The 25,918-nt window shown below is 66.3% G+C and carries 26 protein-coding genes; 13 read left to right on the plus strand and 13 right to left on the minus strand.

The window, feature by feature from the left end; translation table 11 throughout:
- Positions 1-30: 30 nt before the first annotated feature.
- On the minus strand, positions 31-1,413 hold the full coding sequence (locus tag ADBZ9K_RS03730) for an alpha/beta hydrolase (RefSeq protein WP_526618585.1): 1,383 nt from the start codon (positions 1,411-1,413) through the stop codon (positions 31-33).
- A 235-nt stretch (positions 1,414-1,648) separates the two neighbouring features.
- On the opposite strand from ADBZ9K_RS03730, the gene ADBZ9K_RS03735 reads away from it, so the two are divergent.
- Both ADBZ9K_RS03735 and ADBZ9K_RS03740 read left to right on the plus strand, forming a co-directional pair.
- Positions 1,649-2,299: a response regulator transcription factor gene (locus ADBZ9K_RS03735; protein WP_526618587.1), complete on the plus strand. Its 651-nt coding sequence runs from the start codon at positions 1,649-1,651 to the stop codon at positions 2,297-2,299.
- 2 nt (positions 2,300-2,301) lie between these two features.
- The gene (locus ADBZ9K_RS03740; RefSeq protein ID WP_526618589.1) at positions 2,302-3,402 is read left to right on the plus strand and encodes a sensor histidine kinase; all 1,101 of its coding nucleotides are present in this window, start codon (positions 2,302-2,304) and stop codon (positions 3,400-3,402) included.
- Positions 3,403-3,420: 18 nt separating this feature from the next.
- Here the strand turns inward: ADBZ9K_RS03740 and ADBZ9K_RS03745 are convergent, their stop codons facing one another.
- Positions 3,421-4,545, minus strand: a complete 1,125-nt coding sequence (locus ADBZ9K_RS03745; RefSeq protein WP_526618590.1) for an FAD-dependent oxidoreductase — start codon at positions 4,543-4,545, stop codon at positions 3,421-3,423.
- Positions 4,546-4,626: 81 nt separating this feature from the next.
- Here ADBZ9K_RS03745 and ADBZ9K_RS03750 point away from each other — a divergent pair, with 81 nt between their 5' ends.
- Together ADBZ9K_RS03750 and ADBZ9K_RS03755 are read left to right on the plus strand one after the other, a co-directional pair.
- Positions 4,627-5,298: a TetR/AcrR family transcriptional regulator gene (locus ADBZ9K_RS03750; protein WP_526618591.1), complete on the plus strand. Its 672-nt coding sequence runs from the start codon at positions 4,627-4,629 to the stop codon at positions 5,296-5,298.
- A gap of 100 nt (positions 5,299-5,398) precedes the next feature.
- On the plus strand, positions 5,399-6,223 hold the full coding sequence (locus ADBZ9K_RS03755) for an NlpC/P60 family protein (RefSeq protein ID WP_526618592.1): 825 nt from the start codon (positions 5,399-5,401) through the stop codon (positions 6,221-6,223).
- A gap of 5 nt (positions 6,224-6,228) precedes the next feature.
- Here the strand turns inward: ADBZ9K_RS03755 and ADBZ9K_RS03760 are convergent, their stop codons facing one another.
- A complete protein-coding gene (locus ADBZ9K_RS03760; protein WP_526620704.1) occupies positions 6,229-7,473 on the minus strand; it encodes a S1C family serine protease in 1,245 nt (414 codons plus the stop codon).
- A gap of 427 nt (positions 7,474-7,900) precedes the next feature.
- On the opposite strand from ADBZ9K_RS03760, the gene ADBZ9K_RS03765 reads away from it, so the two are divergent.
- Positions 7,901-8,524 carry an FKBP-type peptidyl-prolyl cis-trans isomerase gene (locus ADBZ9K_RS03765; protein ID WP_526618593.1) on the plus strand — a complete coding sequence of 208 codons (624 nt, stop codon included), beginning with the start codon at positions 7,901-7,903 and terminating at the stop codon, positions 8,522-8,524.
- 29 nt (positions 8,525-8,553) lie between these two features.
- Here ADBZ9K_RS03765 and ADBZ9K_RS03770 read toward each other — a convergent pair whose 3' ends face one another.
- From ADBZ9K_RS03770 to ADBZ9K_RS03790, 5 genes are all read right to left on the minus strand, one after another.
- Positions 8,554-10,074, minus strand: coding sequence for an alpha/beta fold hydrolase (locus ADBZ9K_RS03770; protein ID WP_526618594.1), 1,521 nt, complete (start codon positions 10,072-10,074; stop codon positions 8,554-8,556).
- 190 nt (positions 10,075-10,264) lie between these two features.
- Positions 10,265-10,735: a DUF5078 domain-containing protein gene (locus ADBZ9K_RS03775; protein ID WP_526618595.1), complete on the minus strand. Its 471-nt coding sequence runs from the start codon at positions 10,733-10,735 to the stop codon at positions 10,265-10,267.
- A gap of 175 nt (positions 10,736-10,910) precedes the next feature.
- On the minus strand, positions 10,911-11,186 hold the full coding sequence (locus ADBZ9K_RS03780) for a hypothetical protein (protein ID WP_526618596.1): 276 nt from the start codon (positions 11,184-11,186) through the stop codon (positions 10,911-10,913).
- A 106-nt stretch (positions 11,187-11,292) separates the two neighbouring features.
- Positions 11,293-11,919 (minus strand): hypothetical protein, encoded by a 627-nt coding sequence (locus ADBZ9K_RS03785; RefSeq protein WP_526618597.1) that lies wholly within the window; start codon positions 11,917-11,919, stop codon positions 11,293-11,295.
- A 192-nt stretch (positions 11,920-12,111) separates the two neighbouring features.
- Positions 12,112-12,732: a TetR/AcrR family transcriptional regulator gene (locus tag ADBZ9K_RS03790; protein WP_526618599.1), complete on the minus strand. Its 621-nt coding sequence runs from the start codon at positions 12,730-12,732 to the stop codon at positions 12,112-12,114.
- Positions 12,733-12,914: 182 nt separating this feature from the next.
- Between ADBZ9K_RS03790 and ADBZ9K_RS03795 the strand changes: the two genes are divergently transcribed.
- Complete coding sequence (locus ADBZ9K_RS03795) at positions 12,915-13,814, plus strand: LLM class flavin-dependent oxidoreductase (protein ID WP_526618600.1); 900 nt, start codon at positions 12,915-12,917, stop codon at positions 13,812-13,814.
- On the opposite strand, the gene ADBZ9K_RS03800 is transcribed toward ADBZ9K_RS03795, so the two are convergent.
- The 4 genes from ADBZ9K_RS03800 to ADBZ9K_RS03815 all read right to left on the minus strand — a co-directional run bounded on the left by ADBZ9K_RS03800 (position 13,811) and on the right by ADBZ9K_RS03815 (position 16,590).
- Positions 13,811-14,302, minus strand: a complete 492-nt coding sequence (locus ADBZ9K_RS03800; protein WP_526618601.1) for an AAA family ATPase — start codon at positions 14,300-14,302, stop codon at positions 13,811-13,813. The genes ADBZ9K_RS03795 and ADBZ9K_RS03800 overlap by 4 nt on opposite strands.
- A 91-nt stretch (positions 14,303-14,393) precedes the next feature.
- Complete coding sequence (locus tag ADBZ9K_RS03805) at positions 14,394-14,678, minus strand: hypothetical protein (RefSeq protein ID WP_526618602.1); 285 nt, start codon at positions 14,676-14,678, stop codon at positions 14,394-14,396.
- 148 nt (positions 14,679-14,826) lie between these two features.
- Entirely contained in the window at positions 14,827-15,447 is a 621-nt protein-coding gene (locus ADBZ9K_RS03810) for a peroxidase-related enzyme (protein ID WP_526618603.1), read from the minus strand.
- A 75-nt stretch (positions 15,448-15,522) separates the two neighbouring features.
- Positions 15,523-16,590 carry an ROK family protein gene (locus ADBZ9K_RS03815; RefSeq protein ID WP_526618604.1) on the minus strand — a complete coding sequence of 356 codons (1,068 nt, stop codon included), beginning with the start codon at positions 16,588-16,590 and terminating at the stop codon, positions 15,523-15,525.
- A 250-nt stretch (positions 16,591-16,840) separates the two neighbouring features.
- Here ADBZ9K_RS03815 and ADBZ9K_RS03820 point away from each other — a divergent pair, with 250 nt between their 5' ends.
- Both ADBZ9K_RS03820 and ADBZ9K_RS03825 read left to right on the plus strand, forming a co-directional pair.
- Complete coding sequence (locus tag ADBZ9K_RS03820; RefSeq protein WP_526618605.1) at positions 16,841-18,262, plus strand: amino acid permease; 1,422 nt, start codon at positions 16,841-16,843, stop codon at positions 18,260-18,262.
- A gap of 86 nt (positions 18,263-18,348) precedes the next feature.
- Positions 18,349-20,694 carry a Tex family protein gene (locus tag ADBZ9K_RS03825; protein ID WP_526618607.1) on the plus strand — a complete coding sequence of 782 codons (2,346 nt, stop codon included), beginning with the start codon at positions 18,349-18,351 and terminating at the stop codon, positions 20,692-20,694.
- 29 nt (positions 20,695-20,723) lie between these two features.
- Here the strand turns inward: ADBZ9K_RS03825 and ADBZ9K_RS03830 are convergent, their stop codons facing one another.
- On the minus strand, positions 20,724-21,443 hold the full coding sequence (locus ADBZ9K_RS03830) for an esterase (RefSeq protein ID WP_526618609.1): 720 nt from the start codon (positions 21,441-21,443) through the stop codon (positions 20,724-20,726).
- A gap of 640 nt (positions 21,444-22,083) precedes the next feature.
- On the opposite strand from ADBZ9K_RS03830, the gene ADBZ9K_RS03835 reads away from it, so the two are divergent.
- From ADBZ9K_RS03835 to ADBZ9K_RS03855, 5 genes are all read left to right on the plus strand, one after another.
- Positions 22,084-23,190, plus strand: coding sequence for a type III polyketide synthase (locus ADBZ9K_RS03835; protein ID WP_526618611.1), 1,107 nt, complete (start codon positions 22,084-22,086; stop codon positions 23,188-23,190).
- Positions 23,191-23,199: 9 nt separating this feature from the next.
- Complete coding sequence (locus ADBZ9K_RS03840; protein ID WP_526618612.1) at positions 23,200-23,703, plus strand: isoprenylcysteine carboxyl methyltransferase family protein; 504 nt, start codon at positions 23,200-23,202, stop codon at positions 23,701-23,703.
- A gap of 181 nt (positions 23,704-23,884) precedes the next feature.
- Positions 23,885-24,724, plus strand: coding sequence for an SH3-like domain-containing protein (locus ADBZ9K_RS03845; protein WP_526618614.1), 840 nt, complete (start codon positions 23,885-23,887; stop codon positions 24,722-24,724).
- A 14-nt stretch (positions 24,725-24,738) separates the two neighbouring features.
- The gene (gene scnC / locus ADBZ9K_RS03850) at positions 24,739-25,461 is read left to right on the plus strand and encodes a thiocyanate hydrolase subunit gamma (protein WP_526618616.1); all 723 of its coding nucleotides are present in this window, start codon (positions 24,739-24,741) and stop codon (positions 25,459-25,461) included.
- 18 nt (positions 25,462-25,479) lie between these two features.
- Positions 25,480-25,854 carry a thiocyanate hydrolase gene (locus ADBZ9K_RS03855; RefSeq protein WP_526618617.1) on the plus strand — a complete coding sequence of 125 codons (375 nt, stop codon included), beginning with the start codon at positions 25,480-25,482 and terminating at the stop codon, positions 25,852-25,854.
- Positions 25,855-25,918 lie beyond the last annotated feature (64 nt).

Raw genomic sequence — 25,918 nt, forward strand, 5'->3', positions numbered from 1 at the left:
CTCCTGTCGGTGGATGATCCGGCATTGGTGTCAGTCGATGAGGTTCACGCGCTTGGCCAGCCAGGGAAGTTCCTTGGCCAGGGCCGCGGCGAACACCCGCCAATCGTGGGCACCGGGTAACTCAGTGAGGTGGCTTTCCATACCGGCGGCCGCGGTCGCCTCGTGCACCCGTTGCGCGTCACCGAGCGTGTCGTGATCGCTGGAACCGACGACGATGGCGGCCGCACTGCGCGGATACCGGCGCGCCTTCAACAGATCCAGCGGGTTGACCTTGTTGAATGCCGCGTCGTTGCCGCCGAAGGCGGCAACGACCGTGCGTTGGCGGTCACCGAGCGTGGGTTCAGCCGAGCCCGCGATGTCGATGAAGCTGGGATACACCTCGGAGTGATTGGTGGCCAGCTGCAGCGCGCAGGTGCCCCCGTAGGAGGCCCCGGCAACGGCCCAGCTGGTGGGGCTGGGGTCGACCGTGAGGTTGGTCCTTATCCAGGCGGGCACATCGGTGGCGAGGTAGGTGTCGACATTGCCCAGCGGAGAGTTCAGGCACAGCGGGTCGCGCAACGGGCCACCGGTGGGATCCGGAACCACCACCACCGGCGCCAGCCCTCGGTGAGCGCGGGCGAAGGCATCCATGATGCGCGGTAGCCTTCCGGCGCTGATCCAGTCCTGAGGGGTCCCCGGCTGCCCCGTCAGCAACACCAGCACCGGCAGACGTGGTGGCGTATCGCTGAAATAGGCCGGCGGCAGGTAGATCTTGGCCCGGCGAGCCACGAAACCTGACGCCGCCCCCGGGATGTCCGCCGAGGTGAGTTTTCCGGAGAACCCGAGGCCCGGTGGCGGACTCCAGGATCGCTCCAGCGGGTGGGTCCGCACCGGGTCGAGGGGGTGCGGGCGAACCGCGGGCAGCGCGACATCGTCGGGGCGGGCGATACCCAGTGCATCGCGCGGGGTCGGGTAGGCGCCGAAGACCGCATTGACCTGATTGGCGCAGGCGGCGACCACGATCACCGAGGCGACCACCAACCCGGTGCTGACCGTCCAGCGGTTGGTGACCGTGGCCAGCGATGCTGCCATACACAGGGTGAAGACAGCGCCGCCCGCCCACAGGAGCACCACCAGCGGTATCCGGTCCGGGAACAATGCCCACACATTGCGCGCCAAGTGGTCACCGACCAGCGTGACGACGGCGGCGCCCGTGACGTAGGCGACACAGCTGATGATCTTCACCAGCGGGGAACGTGGCGCGAGCGCCATCCTGATCAGCAGCCACGCTCCGGCGATCGCCGCACCGATCTGGATCGTCAGGGGCAAAGGACCACTCAACAATGGCCAGTCCAGCATTGGTGTGCACTCCTCGGATCCCGCGTCCGACGACCGGTTCCAGGCGCTGAGGTCGGTGCCGGCACGCGCTTTCATGATCGAGGCGGCGTCCCGGGACAGTCCATCCTCCGACCGGCCAGAAACGGCCAGTCAGTCGCCTAGACGGTGGGACGGGTGAGCGGCGGCTGGCAGGGCTCGAGACCCGGTCAACGACCCGACGGCTGGCTGCTTGTCGCCAGCCAGTCGACTGCGGCTGGACCGGTCACAGTGATGTCCCCGATTTAGCCAATAAGCTCGTACCACACATATCGGCTCACTCCGAGGAGGGCAGGTGCTGAAGGTCATCATCGTCGACGACGAGGCTCTGATCCGGTCGGGTTTCGAGCTGATCCTGTCGGCGGCCGACGACATCGACGTGGTCGGTACCTGCGACGGGGTGCAAGCCGTGCGGGTGATCACCGAGCGAAGGCCGGACGTGGTGTTGCTCGACATCCGCATGCCGGGCAAAGACGGTCTCGGTGTACTGCGGGAGCTGCAAGCACTAGCCAGCCCGCCGACCGTCGCGGTCTTGACCACGTTCGACGCCGACGACTACATCGCGTCCGCGCTGCGCCTCGGTGCGGCCGGATTCCTGCTCAAGGACACCGACCCCGAGCAGCTTCCGCACATCGTGCGCAGTCTGGCTGCCGGCGGGCTGGTGCTGTCGGAGAAGATCAGCCCCAAGGTCATCGCGGGCTACCTGGGTGACCGTCCCGACGCGGAAGCGGTCGGATCCATCCGCGGACTGACCGACCGGGAGACCGAGGTGCTGCGTCTTCTCGCGAAGGGCCGTTCCAACGGCGAGATCGCCGCTGCCCTGTACTCGAGTGTGGGAACGGTAAAGGACCAGGTCAGTTCGGTGCTGGCAAAGCTGGGCGTCAAATCGCGAGTCGAGGCGGCGATAATCGCGCAGCGGGCCCGCCTGCTCGACGACCCATGCTGACCGTGGCGCCAGGCTCCGTCGCCCGGCGGATCCTGATCGAATGCGCAGTGATCGTCTTCGCCGGCGCCGATGCCGTCGGGTCGATTCTGGACGACGACGCCGTCACCACCAGCCACATCGTGCTGGCCGCAGTCGCGGTAACCGCCCTGCTGTTCCGCAAACGGGCGCCCTACCTGGTGTTCGCGTTGACACTTCCCGCTCTGGCGGCATCCAGCGTCGTCATCGCAGCGCTCGCCGCGTTGTTCACCGTGGCTGAGCGGCAGCCCCCGCGCCACCGCATCATCTTGTGCGCTGCTGCATTCTTCGTCTGTTTCACCGCAGTGTGGGATCGCTCCTACTCGGGCGTGGACACGGTGTTGGACCTGGTGTACGCGACCATCTTCACGGCCGCGCCGGTCTGGCTGGGGATGCTCATCTCGGTGCGTACCGATCTCTCGGAGAAGCTGGCCGAGATCGAGCAGGCCCGTCGGCACGAACACGAGCTGATCATCGAGCGGGCCCTGGCCCAGGAACGCTCCGCACTCGCCCGAGAGATGCACGATGTTGTCTCTCACCAAGTCAGCCTGATCGCTGTGCAAGCCGGCGCATTACAGGTGACCGCTACCGACCCGGCATCGAGTGAGGCTGCCCGGACCATCCGCACGCTCAGCGTGCGCACCCTGGACGAACTCAGGGAGATGGTGGGCGTGCTGCGACCGACCGGCAGGCCGACCGTCGATCTCGTGCCGCAACCGGGCATCGCCGACATCGAATCCCTGGTTGCCGGGTCGCACGTGTCGACCGTGATCGACGCCGAGAACCCCGCCGGTTTCACGCCGCCGGCGCCAGTCCAGCGCGCGGTCTACCGCGCAGTGCAGGAAGGGCTGACCAACATCGCCAAGCACGCTCCGGGAGCTACCGCCACCCTTGCCCTGCGGATCGACTCGCGGCAGGTGAGCGTGATACTCGTCAATACCAAGCCCACTCGAGCGCCCGAACAGTTGCCCAGCTCCCAACATGGGCTATTGGGATTGCGGGAACGTGCGGAGTTGCTCGGCGGTTCGCTGTGCGCTGAGGAAACCGCAGGCGGCTATCGCCTTTCGATGACTTTGCCCATCTCGTAGCGACTGCGTCGGCGCGATTCAGGCCACCCCGGCGAAGAGTTCGAGCAGTCCCGAAGGAGCCCGGTCGCCGATGCAGCGATCAAGCGTCTCGTGCGCCTCAATAGCCAATGCGTGGCTGCGCGGAAACATTCCGTCTTCGTATCGGCCTAGCGCCGTCTCGATCTCGTGCGGGTGGCGGGCGATCGCCTCGCCCAGTTCGGCACCGTCGAGCATCGCCAGGTTCGCACCGTCGCCCGACGGTGGCATCAGGTGGGCGGCGTCGCCGAGCAACGTCACCCCGGGATTGCGCTGCCAGCGATGCCCGTTCGGGAGGGTGTGCAGCATGCGCGGGACCGGCGCGGTGTCGCCGTCGGTGATCAGCGCGGTGAGTTCACTTGCCCAACCAGCGAACTCGACGGCGACACGAGTGGCCGCAGCGGCACCGTCGGTGAAGTCGATAGCGGCGACCCAGTCGGCGGTGCGTGTCAGCATGACGTAGGTGTGAATGACTGACCCCGCTTCGCGGTGGGCAATGATCCCTTTCCCCGGCGCAAGCGCATACATCGCTCCCCCACCGACTGCTTGGGCTGCCGCGGGATGACGCACGTCGACGTCGAACAGGTAAGTCTCAACCACCACCGTTCCCACGTACTGCGGCTCGGCCGTCGAAAGCAGCCCCCGGACCCTCGACCAGGTACCGTCGGCACCCACCAGCAGCGCCGTTGTCGCGGTCGCCCCGTCGGCGAAGGTCAATTCGTGACGGCCGCCGGCGAGGGCACGGGCCTCGACGAGCTTGTGGCCCCAGCGGACCGTTTCCGGCGGCAGTGAATCCAGCAGGATTTGCCGCAAGTCACCGCGCAACACCTCGGGACGTCCGCCCGTCCCGTCGTCGGGTTGGTCGACCAGCACTGTGCCGTGCCGATCGAGCACCCGGGAGGCCTGGCCACCCTCGTGAACGATCGCGCGAAACGCGTCGGTCAGTCCGGCCGCCTCCAGCGCGCGTTGTCCATCATGCTCGTGGATGTCGAGCTGGCCACCCTGCACGCGTGCCTGCTCCGAGCTGTCGGCCTCGTAAACGGTTGCTGCGATGCCATTTACGTGTAGCACGCGAGCAAGTGTCAGTCCGCCCAGACCTGCGCCCACGATGGCGATGGGAGTCGTCATGAAGCACCTTTCAGCGAGCAGTGGAACGTTGTTCCAAGAAGCATCTTGGAACAACGTTCCAATCATGTCAAGATGGTCGACATGGCGACCAAGCCCCAGCGAGCCGAACGACGTGCCGACGCACTATCCAAAGAGCGAATCGTCGAGGCTGCGATCGACATCCTCGACTCTGAGGGCGAGAACGCGCTGACCTTCCGTGCCCTTGCCGCTCGCCTGGCCACCGGAAGCGGAGCGATCTACTGGCACATCGCCGACAAGAATGACCTCCTAGCCGCGGCGGCCGATACCGTCATCGCGCGAGTCATGACCGACGTGGTCGGCGACGCCGAGCCGCGAGAAGCCATCCGTGCCATTGCCGTCGTCGTATTCGACGCGATCGACGCGCACCCGTGGGTCGGCGCCCAACTTGCCCGCAAACCCTGGCAGGCGGCGATGCTGCGCATCTGGGAGGGCGTCGGCGGGCAGCTCCATGCCTTCGGGGTCGCCGAGGACGCACAGTTCAATTCTTCGTCTGCGCTGGTGAGCTTCATCCTCGGCCTGGCGGCGCAGTACGCCGCGGTCATGCAATTGGCCCCCCGGGAGCGGGATCGGTCAGCGTTCCTCGAAACGATCGCGTCCCGGTGGGCGCAATACGACAAGGTGCAGTACCCGTTCGTGCACCAGATGGCCCAGCAGCTGCCCGAGCACGACGACCGCGAGCAATTCCTCGCGGGCATCGAAATCTTGTTGGCTGGCATCGAAACCCTCCGCTAGCGATCACGAGCCGGGCCACCGCGGTCGATTCGCCGCGGTCCTGCCGATCACGGCCTAGGATCGCTTCGCCAGCGCACACCTCCAATGAGCTGAGGGTCTATTGACGCACCGGGCGAAGTCACTTGTCCTGACCCTGACTGCCGTTTGTGTCGCGTTTTCGGCACTCGCTGCCGGTACCGCGGCCTACTCCAGCGCCGACACCGGAACCCCGTACGCATTCTCGTGCAGCTGGGAATCGCTGACATCGGATTTCGCCGGCCGAGACCAGCTGCCCCAGACCCCGGTCTCCCCCGACCGCTGGTACAGCACCGATGCGCAGGGCCGCTACCTGAACGGCGGCTGGGGACCTCGGGCCAGCGCCCTACCGCCGCCCGTCATACCGCTGGACTCAGGCTGCGACGCCACGACGTGGAAGCGGGAACGCATCCTCGCGGTGGCGATGCGCTACATCGCCGCTCCCGACAACCCACTCGGACTGCAGTACCGACACCATCACATTCCGGGCTGGAATCCACCCAGCTCAACGAATTCTGGTGCTGCTGAAGAGAATCCGGACTCCGATGCTCCCCGCGGAGCGACCGCCTGGGATAGCGGCCCCGGGTTGGACTGCTCCAATTTCACCGCCTGGGTCTACAACTACGGGTTGGGCATCAAGTTCGGCGGTGATGTGCACAAGCAGTTCGCCGGCACCGCAGGTCCGATGGGCAACCACATTCCTGCCGAAGGCCCATTCGAGTCAGGCGATCTGATCTTCCTGCACCCCAATGGAAACCCCAGCGAGGCTTCGCATGTGGTGATCTTCATCGATGACCAACACATCATCGACAGCCGCGTCGACGCCCAGAACGTTCCCGGGGTCCAGATCCGCAACCGGTCTGGCTGGTACCGAGAGGCCGTTCTGGGCGCCTGGCGGCCGATCGGCTGATGGCGTCAGGATTGCATCTGACCGAGGGTTACCTGCACCGTGTGTGAACTTCCCGACGGGTCGTCGTAGGTCACGGTGACGTCGTCTCCCGGCGCCTTGGAGTGGATGGCGGCCACCAGGGACTCCGGGCCGTCGATCACGTGGTTGTCAACCTTGGTGATAACCGCGCCCTTCGGCAGGCCCGCTGTCGCGGCCGGGCTTCCATCGGCGACTCCTGCAACCGTCGCTCCCTGCCCGCTGTCGTCCGAGCTGAGCTGCACACCAAGCGAGGCGTGCTGAACCGTTCCGGTTGAAACCAATTCGTCGGCAATCCGTTTGGCCTGATCCACCGGGATGGCAAAGCCAAGACCAATTGACCCGCTTTGCGCGCCCGGCGAATCCTGGCCGCCGCCAAGGGATGCGATCGCCGAATTCACCCCGATCAGGTCACCGTTCATGTCGACCAGCGCACCGCCGGAGTTACCGGGGTTGATGGCCGCGTCGGTCTGGATGGCGCTCATCACCGAATGCTGGCCGGTCTGTTCGTCACCGGTGGCCACCGGACGATCCAACGCACTGATGATGCCGGTCGTCACGGTCCCCTGCAGACCCAGCGGCGATCCGACGGCCACGACGTTCTGGCCCACCTTCAAGTCCTTCGATGAACCAAGGGTGATTGGCGTGAGCCCGGAAACGTTTTGGGCCCGGACCACAGCGATGTCGTCGGCCGGATCGGCCCCCACCACAGTGAACGGCACCGTGCGGCCATCGGAGAAGGTCACCGTCGCATCCAGTCCGCCAGCCGTCTGGCCGGACGATCTGCCGCCCGAACCGTCGGGCCCGCCCTGGCCGTCACCCGGCAGCTGCCCACCGGGGAACAGACCCTTCGGCAGGCCGGGAAGCTGCCCGCCGGGAGCCAGGTCAGCGGCCATCGGACCCTGGCCGCCGGCAGCCTGGGCGGCCGCGGCGACAACGTGGTTGTTGGTCAAGATCAATCCGTCGGAGCTCAGCACGATCCCCGAGCCTTCTTCTCGCTGTTGACCATTAGTGATCTGGAGTTTCACCACGCTGGGCAAGACCTTGGCCGACACTTGCTCGACCGAACCAGCAGGTGCCGAGCCGGTGGGCTGGCCGGCCACGGGTGCCGCTTTCGGGGCCGACGATGCCGCTGCGATCAGTCCGTTGGGTGTCGGACGTCCGGAATGATCGACTACTGCGACCGCCGCGGCGGCACCGGCCACCATGGCTACGGCCGCGGTACCGCACACCAGCACGCCGACTCGCGACTTACCTCGCTGGCGCGGTTTTTGCTGTGCAGGTCGGCCCTGGAATGAGTTAGGCATCTGCGGATGGGATCCCAAAGGCGGGAGATACATGCGGGTTGTTTCGGCATCTTCGTAACGGTATTGATACCCGTCATGACGCCAAGTGTTCGAGTTGGAGCTAGCCACAGGCTCTTTCGGTCGCCACTGGTGATGGCTTTCCTGTGGCGAATTCCCTGACCTGTCGTTCATCGCGTTTCGGTTTCTCTTTCTCCAGACGACTGCATATATGCCTTGCGGGGCCTGAATACAGCTTCCCTGTGACTACTGAAGCTTTGCTGAGAATGAGTTCGGCGCTGGCCAAGACTTTTTGGTGATGTCAGGGGCCGAGGGGTTGGCAGCGTGACCCACGTCATGCGGCTGTAGCGTTACGGCCGTGAACTTTTCTCGCGTCTCTTCCACGGCCGCCCTCGGCACCTGTGCCGTCTCGGTCGCCCTGGCACTGGCTGCATGCGGCTCCAACGCCGGCACACCGTCGGCGAGCAAGCCGTCGACCGCCGATGTGGTCGCCTCCTCAGTTACCGAGGCGGCTGGACCGGACAGCACGTGCCCCACCACGGCACCGGCGAACGCGGGCGCACCCGAGTGGACACTTCCGGGCGCGACCGGCAGCGTCGCGGTCACCGGATCCACCGACACCTCGGCGCCGATCGTGAAGGTCAGTGCGCCATTCAGCGTGACCGAGACCCAGGTGCACACCCTGCAGGCCGGTGCCGGACCGGTCGTCGCCCCGACGGCCAGCGTCTCCGTCTGCTACATGGGTGTCAACGGGCGCGACGGATCGGTCTTCGACAGCAGCTACCAACGTGGCGAACCCGCCGAGTTCTCCCTCGACGGCGTGGTGCCCGGCTTCCAGAAGGCCATCGCCGGGCAGAAGGTCGGATCTACCGTCGCGGTCGCCATGGTTCCGGCGGACGGTTACCCCCAGGGTCAGCCTGCCGCTGGGATTCAACCCGGCGATACCCTTATCTTCGCGATCAAGATTCTCAGCGCATCCTGACCCCGACCGTCACGCCGTAGCAGGCCCGATCAGCAGTGCAGGTCGGCAGGGGGCTGCACGCCGTCGACGAAGAATGCCACCAACGCCGAGTCGACGCATTGCTCACCGGTGAACGCGACGGTGTGCTGGGCGCCCCGGTAGGTGATCAGCGGGGCGCCGAGCTGAGCGGCCACGTCTACTCCGACCTGGTAAGGGGTTGCCGGGTCGCCGGTTGTCGATACGACGGCGACCTTGCCAGGCCCCGGCGAGGTCACCGGGTGCTGGACCGTCGTCGGCTTGACCGGCCAGAAGACGCAGAGTGGTCGCGGGGCGTCGCCGGTGAACGGGCCATAGGTCTCGTAGGGCGACATCTGGCGAATCTGTCGGTCATTGTCGATCCAGACGGCCGGGTCGGCTGGGTAGCTGGTGTCCATACAGTGCACCGCGTGGAATGCATCCTGCAGGGTGGCGTAATGGCCGTCGGCGTCCCGCTCGTCGTAGTCGTCGGCAAGCTGCAAGAGGGCGTCAGCGTTCCTGCCGTGGGCGAGCGCGTCCAAGCCGGCGGTCAGGGTGTCCCAGTCCTCGGCGTTGTACAGAGCCGCGTCCGCGGCGGTCTTGGCGTCGCCGTAACTCAGCCCGCGCGGGTCGGCAGTCGCGGCCGGCGTGCCAACCAATGGGTCGATCAACTCATGGAAGCGACGGGTGGCCAAGGCTGGATCGGTTCCCACCGGACACGTCGGCAATGTCGCGCAATCGGCGGCGTACGCATCGAACGCCTCCTGGAATCCCGCGGCCGAGACTCTCTCTTCTTCGAGCGGGTCGACGTTCTGGTCGACAACGCCGTCGAGCATCATCGCGCGCACCCGGTTAGGGAATTGCTCGGCGTAGGCGGTACCGAGGCGGGTGCCATAGGAGTAGCCGAAGAAGTTGATCTGCTCTTCACCGAGTGCGGCCCGCACTGCGTCCATATCGCGAGCAGTGTCTTCGGTACCCATTGAGGCAAGCAACGACTCCCCCACCCGCTGCAGACACTGTTGCGCGAGCTCGCGGCGTTGGTCTTCGATGTGTTGCACCCCAGCCGGGCTGAAGTCCACTTCGGGTTCACGGCGGTCCTCATCGATCTCCGCATCGGTCCGGCAACGCAGTTCGGGCGTCGAGTGCCCAACGCCCCGCGGATCGAATGCCACGAGGTCGAACCGTTTCCCGATTTCGGTCGGAGCCAACTTCGCCGCGAACCTGGCCATCACATCGACCGCGGAGATGCCGGGGCCGCCCGGGTTGGAGATGATGGTGCCAATGCGCTTGCCCGTCGCTGGCACCCGAATGACCGCCAGATTCACCGGCTCGGCAGTCGAAGTGTCGGCGTCGTTCCACTGGACGGGGACAGTCACCGTCGTGCATTGGGCGGTGGGCACTTTCGCGGTAGACACCCAGCCATCACAGTTGTGCCAACTCAATCCGACATCGAAGGTGTCCGTATCCGCTCGCGCGGGGGGCGCGGCAACGATCTGTCCCGCAAGCAGCACAACAACACCCGCCGACAGGCCGGCTCGCGATCCCCACCCCCGCATCCGGCAAACTATATCAACGACACGTGGTCTCGGCCGTGCATGAGCGTCCGGAGCACTCTAAACGATATGGCGCACAGGTGTTTTGAAGGTTATCCACCGGTGCGTCGATGTCACAGTTTCTGGTCGGCGTGATCTATTGCCGCCAGGCCGTTTATCGACCGGGAATTGCGCCGGTCCTAGTGCTCAGCGCTTATCCGGCGACGGGCCAGTCCCAGACCGACATGTCACCCGGGGGGTAATTCATGCAGACGTCGGTAGCCTTGGCTACCACGCCCTTGTTGTTGAAGAACAGCTTGGCCCAGTTCCCCCAGCGGGTGGCGACAAATTCGTAGTAGACATTGGTCGCGGTGTCCTCGGAGTACTGCCGGCGGGCGGCAGCATCGAGAGAGAAGAACCAGTGGATCCGGTCGAAGGCCAACTGCTGCACGTCGGCCGGGCGGTTGCTCCGGTCGATCATGTACCGCTCGAAGTACACCGGGCTGGTGTCACGGGCGGCCGCCATGTACTGCTCGACGTCGCAGTTGGTGATGATGATCCGGTGCGGGATCGGGTAGTCGTCACTGGCATCGGCGAGGGCCGGACCGGCCGAGATGACGCTCGCCACCGCCGCCGCACTGAGCGCAAGACCCGCCAGCTTCACGCGACGCTTCAGTCCAGTCATCGTTCTCCTGCCCATCACCAGTCGATTGATCTGCCGGGTCGGGTGCACCGAACCAGCAGCGCGATCCCGATCCCTTAAGCGAACTAACTATATAGCGGTCCGTATCGCAGTATCCACCCTAGGAGGCTGCGAAGGGGCATTTTTGTGACGCGGCAGACGCACCTGGGCGGGTTGATCAGCCGCCGTTGGTCACTGGGTTGGCCGACAGCGTGATGAATCCCCCGTTGATCCACACACCCCAGCGTCCACCCCAACCGGATGTCCACACGACGGGCTGGCCGTTCCACACCTCGGCGGGTTTGGCCGGCGCCCAATTCGGCGGCTCCTCGCCCAGCGCGGGCGGCGGCGGAGCTGGGTCAGCGCTCGCCGGGGCGACTCCCAGGCCCAACGCACCTGCGGCCAACCCACCCGCGATGACGACGGCCGGCAGCAACTTCCTGATCACGTTCATGAGCGCGACTCCAACGTTGAGATGGCAAGCGTGTTACTTAGCAAATATAACCAGAACATCGTCCGGCGAATCCCCGGCCGATGCCCGAAGACGCGCCCGCCCCCCGTCAGGGGGTCGGAACCGTAGTCGTTGGCGGGGGTGCCGCCGCCGGCTGCCCCGGCGTTGCGAACTCGTAGCCAGGAGGGGGCGGCCCAGTGAGCGGGTAGTAGCCGGGCGGCAGAGCCGGACCACCCGCGGCCGGGGTCCCACCGGTGCCCGTCGACGCTGGAGCGGTCTCCGAGCCCGGGGCATTGAAGGACACGTAGCCGGGCGGTAGCGGCGGCGCCGGACCCGCACCGGACGGCGGCGCGAGCGACCCGCTGACCGACCCGGGAGTCTCCTCGGGGCCGTAATAGGGATCACGAGCTTGGTGCCAGAGATCTTTGAGCGTCCCGAACACCCCGGATCCGTTCTGGCCGGAGCCGTATACCGGGTTGGCGATCTCGGGAACGGACGGCGGACCGCCCGGCGGCGGAGGCGCGGCCGCCGGGTCGGGCTGACCGGGAATCGCCGCGGCCGGATCCGCCGGCGGCGCGGGTGCGACCGGATCTGCGGGCACCGGTGTGGGGACCGGCACAGCCGGATCCGCTCCGGCAGGGACCGCGGTCCCGACCAGCGCGGCACCCACAGTCAAACCGGCGATCGTGAGTCTGAAGGCGCTGGCTCGCGCGCTGGGGTGGTGCCTATCGGCCATGAATCGCCGGTCCTCTCTTGTTGCGCCCGCGGCACCGCTGTGCCGGCGAAGACGCGGCTGCCGCGCCCGTCAGGTCAGGGCGCGGCGTAGAGGCATCGTCCCACAGATCCCATGGGTGGTCACGGGCGTGCAGCGTCGCCTCCACCCGTGCTATCGGCGGATACCCGGCGATCGTTTCAGGACCGGGCCCGGCTATTCGCGGCCCGGGACACCGTCCACCATGAGGTTCACGGTGAACTCGAAGCGGTCCAATGCGCTACCCGACGTCAACTCGGCCGCATAGCGCCTGGTGTATGGGAAAGAATCGGGCAACGACTCAAACCGGCGGACCAGCGTCTCGCGGGTGAGGGCCCGGCCCTCGGTGTCGATGCGACGGTCGACGCGCGAGGTTTCCAGACAGAAGGCGTTGACGTAGAGGATCAGGGCGTCGATCGCCCAGGTGGCCGTCTGCGGTTCGACTCCGCCCGCCAGCATGATGGCGAGCATGCCTTCGCTGACCCGCAGGGTGTCCAGATTCGTCGGGACAATCGTGAGCGCCGCGCCGGAGATGCCGGGGTAACGACGATACTGATCGCGGATCTGAGTGCACACGCCGACGATCTGCTCTCGCCACCTGTCCGGATTCGGTTGCGGGAGTTCGATTTCAGCGCAGAGGTGGCCGATCAGGAGATCGTCGAGATCGTCTTTGTTGACGACGTGCGCGTAGAGCGATGCGGGTCCGGTTTCCAGCGCACCGGCAACCCGCCGCATGGTCAGGGCGTCGTACCCCTCGCGCTCGACGATGCCCAATGCGCTCTCGACGATCGCCGCCACGGTGATGGACTGCTTGCGGCCGGCCGACGGTCCGCGGCGAGGGGCTCGGGCATCGTCACCCACCGGCTGGTGGTGGCGCGCGGCCCGTCGCCGTTGGGGAGGCGATGTCACGGGGCCAGCCTAGCTCGTTGACGATCAGCGTTCGAGTTGACACGAACACTGTTCTGGAATAGACCGGTGGGGTGCTGACCTCGGTGCTGTTCGGGCTGGGCCTGGAACCCGGCCTGGCAGACGCGCCCGGTCTGCTCGCCGACGCCACGGCAGGCGAGGCCGCCCGTCTCGACTTGCTCTCGATCTCCGATCACCCCAACTACGCCGACCGGGTCGACGCCTACGCCGCGCTCGGGATGATCCTGGGTGCGACGCGGCGGATCAGCGGCGTGGTCAACCTCACCAACATCGGCATCAGATCTGCTCCCCTGCTCGCGCGTACCGTCTCAGGGCTGTCCGCGCTCTCCGGCCGCCGCGTCATTCTCGGTGTCGGCGCGGGAAGTTTGTGGGACGAACTGGCCCGCCTGGGCGTGCGACCGCGCTCACCATCCGAATCCGTCCGGGCCATGGAAGAGACCATCAGCGTCGTGCGTGCGCTCACCGGCGGTGGCGGCCCGGTGGACTACGACGGGGACTTCTACCAACTCCGCGCCGCCGACCCGTCACCGGAGCCGACACCCCCGATCTGGACGGGTTCGCAGGGCCCCCGCTCGCTGGCGGTGACCGGCCGACTCGCCGACGGCTGGATACCCGCCCACGCCGCGGATTGGCGCAGCCCCCTGGTGGCCAGATCACGCCCGCTCATCGACGAAGCCGCCCGCGCAGCGGGTCGGGATCCGTCCAGTGTGGTCACCGTTTACAACGTCGGCGGTCAGATCACCGACCGCGCGATATCCAGGCCCCGCGACGAGGACGGTCGCTGGGTCGGCGGTTCCCCCGCCCAATGGATCGATGAACTGACTTCAGCGGTAATCGATTACGACGCAGCTGGCCTCATCTATCTACGCGCCGGCCAGCCGGGACCGCAGGCCCAGCGCTGGATGCACGAGATCGTCCCCGCGGTCAGGCACAACATCGCTGCGTCCGGCTAGCCAGCCGGGTGCCCGGGTGGGCTCATCCGCCGGGCGATCTGCGCGAGCGCCTCAACCACCTGCGACAACGGAAGCCGAGTGTCGATCTCATGGGTGGCCGCCGACCGCAACAGCGGCTCGACCTCGGCGATGTCGCGGCCGATCCGACGCCGTTCGGCCGGTGTCTTGCCGAACGCATTCGTGGTGCGCGCGGCCAGTCGTTCGAAGATGACCGACGGTGGAACACTCAGCAAGACGACGGCCTGGAATCGGTCGTAGAAGCGGCCCTGGTTGGCGACGGTGCCCTGGACGAACAGCGCTGTGCGCCGGGGCCTGCGCAGCAGTTCCTCGATCAGGGGCTCACACCAGAGCGGCTCTCCATCGACCGGGCGGATCCACGGACCGACATCGGTGTCGACCGTGTCGAAGCCGCGCCTGGCGAGCCCGGCCAGTGCGGTCGACTTCCCCACCCCCGACATCCCGGTGACCAGGATCGCCGGTTGGCTCATGACAAGCCTCCCCTCGCTGGCGGCGGAGACGGCCGAGCGGGTCGGTTGACCCCCGACCATTGTGGCCACCCGCGGTCGGTCCGCGCACCTGCTAGACCTGGCGCCGCTCCGTATCGCCGACGACTGGGCCCTTTGCGTACCGGGTGAGAAACGCGACTGCGGTGACCGTCGCGACCACGGCGATGACACCCCACACGATGGTCGGCACGATCAGCGACCCGAACACAAAGTCGTAGGTCAACGCCAGATACACCGACCAGAACACCCGGTAGGCGGACCAGAACGCCAGCGCGGCGCTGCTGATCCCGATTGCCAGGCTCCGCTGGCGATCAATCCGGTCAATGTGGTGCGCAATGCTCGCCGGGACAATCCTCATGGACTTCTTCCTTTCGATGAACGCCGCCGCTGTGGCGTCGTCACCGCAAGTCAAGAAGTCGCTCTGGGCTACCGATCCCAAGTTCAGAGCCAGGTGCCACTACCGGCGCCCTACCCCGGCGACTGCGGAGTCGGCCGGGTGTTCGTGGTCAGTGCGCCGGCACACCGGTGTATTCCGGGTTCGGCGGTACCGACAGGGCAATTCCGATCCGGTTCGTGGCGCCGATGAAGGCCGCAATCGAGATCGCCTCCAGGATGAGGTGGTCATCGAGCCCCACGTGCCTGAGCCGGTCGAAGTCCTCGTCGCGGATCGACTGCGGGTTGTTGTTCACCGCGACGGCAAGGTCGGCCAGCGCGCGCTCACGTTCGGTGAGTTCGCGCACCTGGTGATGATCGATCGCCACGCGCTGGCCGAACGACCAGTCACCGGCGACCTTTCCGAGCTTGTTCGCGTGGTTGGTGTGGCAGTAGGCGCACCGGTTCTCTCCCGACACGACGGTCGCGATCACTTCACGTTCCCGCGCTGTCAGGCCGCCACGATCGTCGGTGCCCAGCAGTGGAAGCAGATAGGCATTGAGCCGGCCCAGGTCGTCTTCGTTGAGCGAGAGTGCGCGAAACCAATTGGACGTCAAGCCTTCTTCGCGCTGCTGGCGGGTGAAGAAGCCCTTGACGGCTTGATTGCGAAGCTCCTCGACCTCAGGTACGTCGAGGCGGGAGATTCGAGCCGGCTGGCGGGTTGCGAGATCGGTCTGGTCGGCGGTGGTCGTCATGGATCGACTGTGCCGCGAATCCGGCTACCGCCCAATCCTTATGCGAAGGATGACTCGAACTCTTGCGGGCGGGTCCTAGGCCTGACTGGTCGACCGGCTCAGTACCCGGCGCTCGAAAACCAGTTCCCAGGCCGTATCCATGGCTGTGGCGACGGCTCCGACGAGGACCGCGTCGTCGCCGAGGTGACCACCGACAATGTCGGGCACGCGTGGGATCCTGGCCGTCAACTCGCGATGCATGGGCCCGGCGAGCAGGTCAGCGTTCTGTCCGATCCCCCCGGCGAGCACGATCACACCGGGGTCGAGCACGGCGGTCACCACCGAGACGACGTGGGCGAGCTTGGCGGCCTCGTCGGCGACGACGGCCAACGCGCGCCGGTCACCGCGGCGGGCCAGATCGAACACGGCCTTGGCCGACGGCGTGCTCAGCCCCGCCCCATGGGCGGCCGACACGACCGCTTGAGCGGCGGCCACCACTTCCACCGGCCCGGGCCGGTGGTCGGCCACACCTGCCGGAAGATCGCCGTACGGCAGGTCAGCGATCTCGCCGGCGGCGCCGTGCGCGCCACGAAAAAGTTTGCCGCCGAACAGTATCCCCATCCCGATCCCGGTTCCGACGGTGAGGCAGGCGACCACGTCGACGCCTTGCGCCGCGCCCCGCGCGTGTTCGCCGACTGCGCACAGGTTCGCGTCGTTTTCGGCCAGAACCTCCGATCCGTTCTCGCCGAGCGCCACCACCAGCTCATGCAGGAGGCCGCGCCGTTCCCAGCCGGGCAGGTTCGGCGCGCGAGATACGGTTCCGGCAGCGGCGTCGGGAATGCCCGGGGTGCCTAGCACGGTCACGACGATGTCGTCGCGGTTGAGGCCGGCCTCGGCGATCGCACGGTGGACGGTCTCGACCACCGCCCGCAGCAGGGCGCTGCCGGACCGGCTGCGGTTCGCGTACTCCAGGCGCGCGACGATCGTGCCGTCCAGGTCGGCCACCGCAACATGGATCACATGTCGCCCGATGTCGACACCAACGATGTGGCCCGCTTCCGGCGATGCGCGGTAAATCACCGCTGCCCGGCCGGGCTTGGCGGCGCTGCGACCCGTCGCGCACACCAGACCGTACTGTTCGAGATCCAAAAGCGCCTGTCCCACAGTTGGTTTGGACAAGCCCGTACCCGCAGCGATCATCGGTCGCGTTGCCTGACCGTGTTGACGGAGTCGGTTCAGCACCAACCGCTGATTGAGTACGCGCATGTGCGCCGGAGTGCCTGCCTGCGGTGCCCTGGGGCCGTCCACTGCCGCCAACCTCCGTTTCCAGTCGCGGGAATTTTACAAACGAAGCCTTCCACAGTCCGTCCGATTTATGTTAAGAAACTTTCCTAACAATAGTGGGAGGTACGCCGTGAGTTCATCCATCACTCCCCCGCAATCCGGGGCGGCCGTGACTGGGCAGCCCGCCCTCGAACGCACGATCGGACCCGTGCAGGCAACCGCGATCAACATGACCCAGATGTGCGGCATTGGCCCGTTCGTGACGATTCCTGCGATGGTCGCCACGGTCGGCGGCCCCGAAGCGATGTTCGGCTGGATTATCGGCGCGATCCTGGCCCTGGCCGATGGCCTGATCTGGGCGGAACTCGGTGCGGCGATGCCCGGCGCCGGGGGCACCTACATCTACCTGCGCGAAGCGTTTCAATACCGTACCGGGCGCTTGATGCCGTTCCTGTTCGTTTGGAGCGCCGTGCTTTTCATTCCGCTGATCATGTCCACCGGCATCATCGGCCTGGTCCAGTACCTCGGCTATCTCATTCCGGGCGTTTCCGGCGAATCGGGAAACACCGCGTTGGGAAAGATCATCGGAGTAGGCATCACGTTGTTGATCATGGTGGCGCTGTTCCGCAAGATCGGGCAGATCGGCAAGCTGACCACCGTGCTCTTCGTCGTCATGCTGGTCGCCGTGCTCACCACGATTGTGGCCGCGTTCTGGCACTTCAGCGCCGCGCAGGCCTTTGCCTTCACCCCGGGGGCCTTCAGCTTCGGCGGTGGCAGTTTCTGGGCGGGCCTGGGCGCGGGTCTGATCATCGCGATCTACGACTACCTCGGGTACAACACCACCGCGTATCTGGGCGCGGAGATGCGCGACCCGGGCCGCACCATTCCGGTCTCCATCGTGTTGTCGATCGTCGGGATCATGAGCTTGTACTTCCTGCTGCAGATCGGTGTGCTGGGCTCGGTTCCCCTCGATGAGCTGAAAAGCGCCTCCTCGGTCGCCTCGACCGTGCTTGAACAGGCCTGGGGGTCCGGTGTCGCACGGGTGGTGACCGTGCTCATCGTCGTCGCGGCCATCGGTTCAGTCTTTGCGGGTCTACTCGGCGGCTCACGCGTGCCGTTCGAAGCCGCCCGGGACAAAGTCTTCCTGCCCGTATTCGGCACGCTGCACCCGCGACTGAATCTGCCGACGGCGGGTGTGCTGGCCATGGGGGCGATCACCATCGTCGGGTCGCTGTTCACGCTGACGACCATCATCAACGCCGCGGTGGCGACGCTGGTGATCATCCAGTCCCTGGCGCAGGTCGCCGCGATCATCGTGCTGCGCCGCCGCCAGCCGGATCTTCCCCGGCCCTACCGCCAGTGGCTCTACCCGGTGCCCACGATCGTCGCGTTGGCCGGGTGGATCTACATCTATATCTCGGCGACGTGGCTGTCGATCGGCCTGTCGCTGTGCTGGATCGCCATCGGCTGCGTCGCCTTCCTGATCTACGCCAAGGCCGAGCGCACCTGGCCGTTCGGGCCCACAGAGATCAAGGAGTCCTTCATCGGGTAGCCGCTGCCCGCCGCGGCTACCCGATGCACTCCGGCACACCGCGCCCAAATGCCCGCCTCGTCGGAGAGGTTCGGTAGGGTCTCGGCGTGACTTCGAGCCCAACCGTCAAGCCTGTAAATACGCGTCTCGCTGAAGAACTCGCTGTAGCCGAGGTCCAGGTGGCTGCGGCTGTGCGACTGCTCGACGAAGGCGCGACCGTCCCGTTCATCGCGCGGTACCGCAAGGAGGCGACCGGCAGCCTCGACGACGGCCAATTGCGGGACCTCGAGGAGCGGTTGCGTTACCTGCGCGAACTCGACGAACGACGTGCGGCCGTGCTGGCCTCCATCGAAGAGCAGGGCAAGCTCACCGACGAACTCCGGACCGCGTTACTCACCGCCGACACGAAATCCCGCGTGGAGGACATCTACCTGCCGTTCAAGCCCAAGCGGCGCACCAAGGCCCAGATCGCGCGGGAAGCGGGCCTGGAGCCGCTGGCCGACCAGCTTTTGTCCGATCCGGCACTGATCCCCGAAACCGCAGCAGCCGACTTCCTGACCGAGGAGGTCACCGACGCGACGGCGGCCCTCGACGGCGCCCGGCACATCATCATCGAACGGGCCGCCGAGAACGCCGAGTTGGTGGGGGTCGTCCGGACCAAGTTCTGGGCCGACGGCACGCTGCGCACCGCCCCCTACTCCGAGGAGTCCGCGAAAACACCTGCAGCCCAGAAGTTCCGCGACTACTTCGATTTCGCCGAATCGCTGGAGAGCATGCCCTCGCACCGGGTGCTCGCGGTGATGCGGGGCGAGAAGGAACAAGCCCTGTCGCTGCGCTTCGACGGCGGCGACGACGACGTCTACGAGGTGATGGTCGCCCAGGCGCTCGGGATCGACCTGGCGGCCAAGGCGGCGGCGACACCGTGGCTGGCAACCACGGTCCGATTGGCGTGGCGGACTCGGCTGATGATCTCGGCGGCGGTGGATGCCCGTCTTCGGTTGCGCCAGCGCGCCGAAGAGGACGCCGTCGCGGTGTTCGCCAAGAACCTCAAAGACCTCCTCCTGGCCGCGCCCGCGGGTAACCGCACCACCCTCGGGCTTGACCCGGGCTTTCGCACCGGTGTCAAGGTCGCCGTGGTCGATGGCACCGGCAAGGTGCTAGAAACCTGCGCCATCTATCCGCACCAGCCGCAGCGGCAATGGGATTCGGCAAAGGCCACATTGGGTGCGCTGGTAGCCCGGCACGGTGTGGAGCTGATCGCAATCGGCAACGGCACGGCGTCACGGGAAACTGACGCGCTGGCGACCGAGCTCATCGCCGATATCCGCTCCTCGGGAGCCGCCGCCCCGGTGAAGGCAATGGTCAGCGAGGCGGGCGCGTCGGTGTACTCGGCGTCCGCCTACGCCGCCCGGGAACTGCCAACCTTGGACGTCACGGTTCGCGGGGCGGTATCGATCGCGCGCCGACTGCAGGATCCGCTGGCCGAACTGGTGAAGATCGAGCCGAAGTCGATCGGTGTCGGGCAGTACCAGCACGACGTCACTCCGGGCACGCTCGCCCGCAGCCTCGACGCGGTGGTGGAGGACGCGGTGAACGCCGTGGGTGTCGACCTGAACACCGCCTCGGTGCCGCTGTTGGCGAAGGTGTCGGGCGTCTCGGAAACGCTGGCCGAGGCCATCGTCGCCTATCGGGAGAATACCGGACCGTTCCGCAACCGCGGCGCGTTGCTGGACGTTCCGCGGCTGGGGCCCAAAGCCTTTGAACAGTGCGCAGGGTTCCTGCGGATCCGCGGCGGCGACGACGCGCTCGACGCGTCCGGCGTGCACCCGGAGGCCTACCCGGTGGTCCGCCGCATTCTGGACCGCTCCGGAGTGACGCTCGCCGAACTCATCGGCAATGAACGTTCGTTGCGGTCGCTGCGGCCGGCGGACTTCGCCGACGACCGATTCGGCGTTCCGACGGTGACCGACATCCTCGCTGAGCTGGAGAAGCCGGGCCGCGACCCGCGGCCGGCCTTCTCCTCTGCGACGTTCGCCGCCGGGGTCGAGAAGGTGGCCGATCTCGAGGTCGGCATGGTGCTCGAAGGGGTCGTCACCAATGTCGCGGCCTTCGGAGCGTTCGTCGACGTCGGCGTCCACCAGGATGGCCTGGTGCATGTCTCGGCGATGTCGGACAAGTTCGTCTCCGACCCGCACCAGGTGGTGCGGTCGGGTCAGGTGGTGCGGGTAAAGGTCCTCGATGTCGACGTGGAGCGGCAGCGCATCGGACTCAGCCTGCGGCTGAATGACGAACCGAAGCGCGACCAGGCCAAGCGCCCCGAGCGCGCCGGCGACAAAGCCGTCCGCGGTGATCGGCGCAAGCCGCCCCGCGGCGGCAACGCCGCACGGCCCGAAGCGAACCGCCCCTCGGGCGCGCTGGCCCAGGCCCTGCGCGACGCCGGTTTTGGCCGATAGGCCGAAGCCGGCGCCGGCCGGGCCGTGGATCAGATGCCGGGGCTGAGTACGTCGGCGATCGCGGTGCGGGGTACCGATACTTCGGTGGCTTCGAAGGCCGGGTGGATCTGGTTCTGGTCGAAGAAGAAGATGACCGCGTCGTTGGTGATCGCGAAGTTCTGGTAGTTGGCCGGATCGAGTCCGGCGTCTTGAGCGATCGTGATCGGCTGGCCGGCGGTGGCGCTCAACTGCTGCTCCACGATCGGCAGAATCGTTGTGAGCGGTTGCGTGCCGGGCCGGAACAGGGTGGCGAACGTGATGGGGGCCTTGGCCGCATTGCTGTAGGCATAGGCCTTGTACCAGGTGGCGGGATGTGCGCCGCCGAGGTTCTGGTAGACCTTCAGCACGGTGGTCCTGGTGCCCGTCGCCGGCGTGCCTGAGGTGTAACCGGTGCTGGTCACATCCAATGCCTGCGCCGGTCTGGGTGCGTCCAAGGTTCCCAGCTCCGTGGCGTCACCGAAGTCGTTCTGCACCTTGGTGAGGTAATCGACGATCGCCTGTTCCTGCGGATCGCTCGCCGGGAAAACCATGTTCATGTCGCGCGACGGGCCGCTGGCCGCAACCCAGCAGTTGCCCTTGTCATCGTGGAATTGGCACAGGCCGTTCGGATCGTTGAGCGGCGCGGCTAGTGCTGCGGGCGCACCGGCCAATGCCCATGTGCCGGCGCTGACGATGCCGGCGATCAATGCGGCCTGGATGGTGTTCTTCATGGTGGCATTCCTCCCCCAATTTGCTGTTCAATTTGCTGTGCCGCTAGCGATCCTAAGGTAACTGGAACTTTTGTACACCTTTTTCCACAAACTCGGCCCCCTCCGGATCGACCGCCCGAACCGCACAACGGCCTCGCTGCCGCCACGTCGGGCTGCTCGACCCTTACGGGAGTCTCTGCGGCACTGCGCTGTTCGTCGCGCTCCGCGGCAACCGAAGCGACCTGTCGAGCCTGCGCTTGCCAACGCTCGACCATGTCGACGCCGTCGGTGGCGGTCGGGTCGGCAGCAACGTAGTGCCCACGCGGCCGGTTGCTCGACGCCGGTCAATCGGTTTGCCGTGCAACCCACGAGGCAGGGTTCGGCGTACCTCGTGCTCGCGGATCTGATCACGCTCACGGGTCACGCTCCACGGCCCGTCCACTCTCAGCATTCGTCCAGCCCGCGCAAATTCAATTGCCAGTTTGGGCGACGTTCCTGTGAATTCTCAGCCGCCATTAATGTGCCCATTCTGAATTACTCAGAAAACTGGTCGTGAACTGGAGTTATACCGAATATATTAGCAATTTGGCTCGGCTGTGCGATATTTCACGGAGCGGTCTTTTCGGAATTTTATTTCGAACCCGACGGCGTTACACCCCGCATGACAGATACCGCTTTTTCCCGATCCGTGAACGCCATCTCCGTCCCCCAGCGGGGTGACCCGCGCATTGCGGGTACCGCCGTCGCGTTCACGGCGCATCGCTACAACCAGGACGAGGTGGCCCAGCAGCTCACCGACTTCGCCGAGCCCGGATTCGCCCGCTTCGCCCGCACCAGTGGGGTGGAACACCGCAGCCTGGCATTGCCCATCGAGCGTTACCCGAGCCTTAGCGGCTTCACCGAAGCCAACGCGGCATACCTGGAGGTGGCGGTGGAACTCGGTGAGCAGGCGCTGCTTTCAGCTCTGGAGAACGCCCACCTGCGGCCCGACGAAGTCGACGCGATCGTCACGGTGTCGAGCACCGGGGTGGCCGTGCCGACCATCGACGCCCGGATCGCCTCCCGGGTAGGACTTCGACCCGACGTCAAGCGGATACCGCTGTTCGGTCTCGGCTGCGTGGCCGGTGCCGCCGGACTGGCCCGCGTCCACGATTACCTGCGTGGCTACCCGCACCATGTGGCGGTGCTGCTGTCGGTCGAACTGTGCTCGCTGACCTTGCAGCGGGACGACACGTCGATCCCTGCACTGATCGGAGTGTGCCTGTTCGGCGACGGCGCGGCTGCAGTGGTCGCCGCCGGAGCCGACCGGGCTCCGACCGGCCTGCCCGTTTCTCCGGGGCCGCGGGTGCTGGCCACCCGCAGCAGGCTCTTCTCCGACACCATCGACGTGATGGGGTGGAACGTCAGCGCCAGCGGGTTCCAGTTGGTGATGTCACGCGACGTCCCGAAGATGGCCGACGATCATCTCGCCGCGGAAGTCGACGGATTCCTCGCTGACCACGGACTGGCCACGTCCGATATCTCGACGTGGGTGTGTCATCCCGGCGGACCCAAGGTTCTCGACGCGATCACCAACGCGGTCGGCATGCCGTCGGAGGCGCTTGCGCACAGCTGGCAATCAATGCGGGACAACGGCAATATCTCCTCGGCCTCGGTGCTCGATGTCCTGGATCGCACCATCGCCACGGCTCCGGATGAAGGATCGTTGGGACTGATGTTGGCGATGGGCCCGGGCTTCAGCTTCGAACTACTGCTGCTCGGTTGGTGAGGGGTCCCCATGGTGTACTACCTGTTCATCCTTGCCATCGGCGCCGAGCGCCTGGTCGAGCTCGTCGTGTCCCGACGCAATGCGGCATGGTCTTTCGCCCAGGGCGGCCGGGAATTCGGGCGCGGGCACTACCCGGTGATGGTGGTCATGCACGGCCTGCTGTTGGTGGCCTGCGTCGTCGAGGTCGCCACGATGCACCGCCCGTTCCTGCCCTGGTTGGGCTGGCCGATGGTCGCCGTCGTGGCGGCGAGCACCGGGATGCGGTGGTGGTGCGTGTCGGTGCTCGGAAAGCACTGGAATCCCCGGCTGATCGTGATCAAGGGCGCACCTTTGGTCCGCCGGGGTCCCTACCGGTTGTTGCACCATCCCAACTACACCGCGGTTGCCGCCGAGGTTGCGGCACTGCCATTGGTCCATTCCGCCTGGGTCACCGCCATCGTGTTCAGCGTGGCCAACGCGCTGGTGCTGACCGTGCGCATCCGTGCGGAGAACACGGCATTGGGTTATGCCTGAGTACCCAATTGACGCAAGTGTCAGAAGTGCTGACTCCCAATCACTTTCGCAGTTCCGAAACTGCTGATTCTGGTAGCTGCGGGTGCCGGCAGTGTTAGCTTGGGACTCGTCGAAGCCTGAAGCCGCCGGGGTGGCGTGCATCCAGCCCGGGTTCACGGGAATCCCGCAAAGGGGGCCGCCAGTGAGTACCGCCGCCGAACGCGCCAACCAGCTGGAATTGGTGGCCCGCCTCAAATCCGCCTATCCGGAGCTGCCGGATGCTCCCACTCCGGATCTGATCGATCACGCCCGATTGGGCGCCTATCTCAAGCCGGTACATGACGTCGGCGGTGAGCCCGACGCACCGCTCAAGTACGAGAACAAGGATTACGAGTACTGGGAGCACATGACCTACGTGATCTGCGAGGTCCTTGCCTGGCGCGGGATATGGCTCTCCGAGGAGCGGCGGCGCATCGGCAATGTCGACGTGGGACGGGCGGTCTACCTGGGTCTGCCCTACTACGGTCGCTGGCTGCTCGCGGTGGCGCGGGTACTGGTCGAGAAGCACCACATCGGCCTGACCGAACTCAGTGAGCGGATGGCCGAGGTCAAGGAGCGCTACACCGGCGGCCTCGACGGCAACACGCTGAAAGCACAATCGAAGTTCGTGGGCGACGGATCCCAGGTCACGCGCAACCGCCATCATGTGCACGCGGTCGGCAAGGGCGACCCGCAGGTCTATGCGGGCCAGGCCGGGGAGCCGAAGTTCTCGGTCGGCGACGCCGTCGTGGTGCGGGAACTGCCCGTGCTGTTCTACACCCGCACTCCGGAATATGCCCGTGGCGCCGCAGGCGTGATCGACGCGGTGGCGTATGAGAGTCCGGCTGCCGAGGACGAGACTTGGGATCGCACCGATGCCCGTCCCGAATGGTTTTACGTCGTCCGATTCCCCATGGCCGAGCTCTGGGACGGCTATACCGGAACGGATACCGACACCCTGCGCACCGAGATTCCCGAGCACTGGCTACGCGCCGCCGGCTGAAGGAACGGATCGATATGTCAGATCACGACCACCACCACGACCACGACCACGACCACGACCGCACCGTCAAGCCGATGGTCGATGAGATTACCGACTTCGAGGTGCTCGAGATCGCGCTGCGCGAATTATGCATCGAGAAGGGCATATTCACCGCCGAGGAGCACCGCCGCTTCACCGAGTTCGCCGAGCAGATCGGCCCGACTCCGGCCGCCCGACTGGTGGCCCGGGCCTGGGCGGAACCGGAATTCAAATCACTCGCCTTGGCCGAACCGATGACGGCCAGCAAGGAGGTTGGCGTCGACTGGCTCGAGCCAACCGGCTTCGGCACCCCCAGCGACTTTACGGCGTTTCAGATCCTCGAGGACACTCCGACCGTCCACCACGTGATTGTCTGCGCCCTCTGTTCCTGCTACCCGCGCCCCATCCTGGGCAACTCGCCCGAGTGGTACCGCACACCCAACTACCGGCGACGGCTGGTTCGCTGGCCGCGGCAGGTACTCGCAGAGTTCGGTCTGTACCTATCCGACGACGTCGAGGTCCGGGTGCAGGATTCCAACCAGAAACACCGGTTCATGGTGATGCCGATGCGCCCCGACGGCACCGACGGCTGGGGTGTCGATGAGCTGACCGAGATCATCACCCGTGACTGCCTGATCGGCGTTGCCCTGCCGAAGCCCGGCGTGACGACGAATGTCGTCACCGACACCCGGCCCGCGATCCATCCTGTCGGCGACTGAGTTCGAGAGCCATCCGCCATGAGTGAGTCCCCCGCACACCCCCGGGCCGCCGCCACCGACATCGCGACGCTCGACCAGATCGTGGAACGCAACCAGGTGTGGCCGGTCATGGCCGCCAAGCACGGCGTCGAGAATCCGGTACCACCGTGGAAGACCAGCCTCGATGGGCTGTGCGACGCTCTGGACCGAGCCGCGTGCGCCGCCCCCGACGTCCCGACGTTCACGCAGCGCCGCGACGAGGAAGACACGCTCTGCGCGACGCGCTACTCCGCGCTGCCCTATCCCGAAAACCAGTTGGTCGCGCTCGCGCATTCGCTGGTGGCCCGCGGCGTGATCACCGAACACGATCTGCGACACCGTATTTCCACCATTAGGGCCAGGCTGGAAGCCTGACCGGTCGGCGCTGTCCCCCGATCGGAGGACAGCACAATCATCTCGGAGTACCTCCGATCGGCGG

Source organism: Mycobacterium sp., assembly GCF_965229265.1.
Taxonomy (GTDB): domain Bacteria; phylum Actinomycetota; class Actinomycetes; order Mycobacteriales; family Mycobacteriaceae; genus Mycobacterium.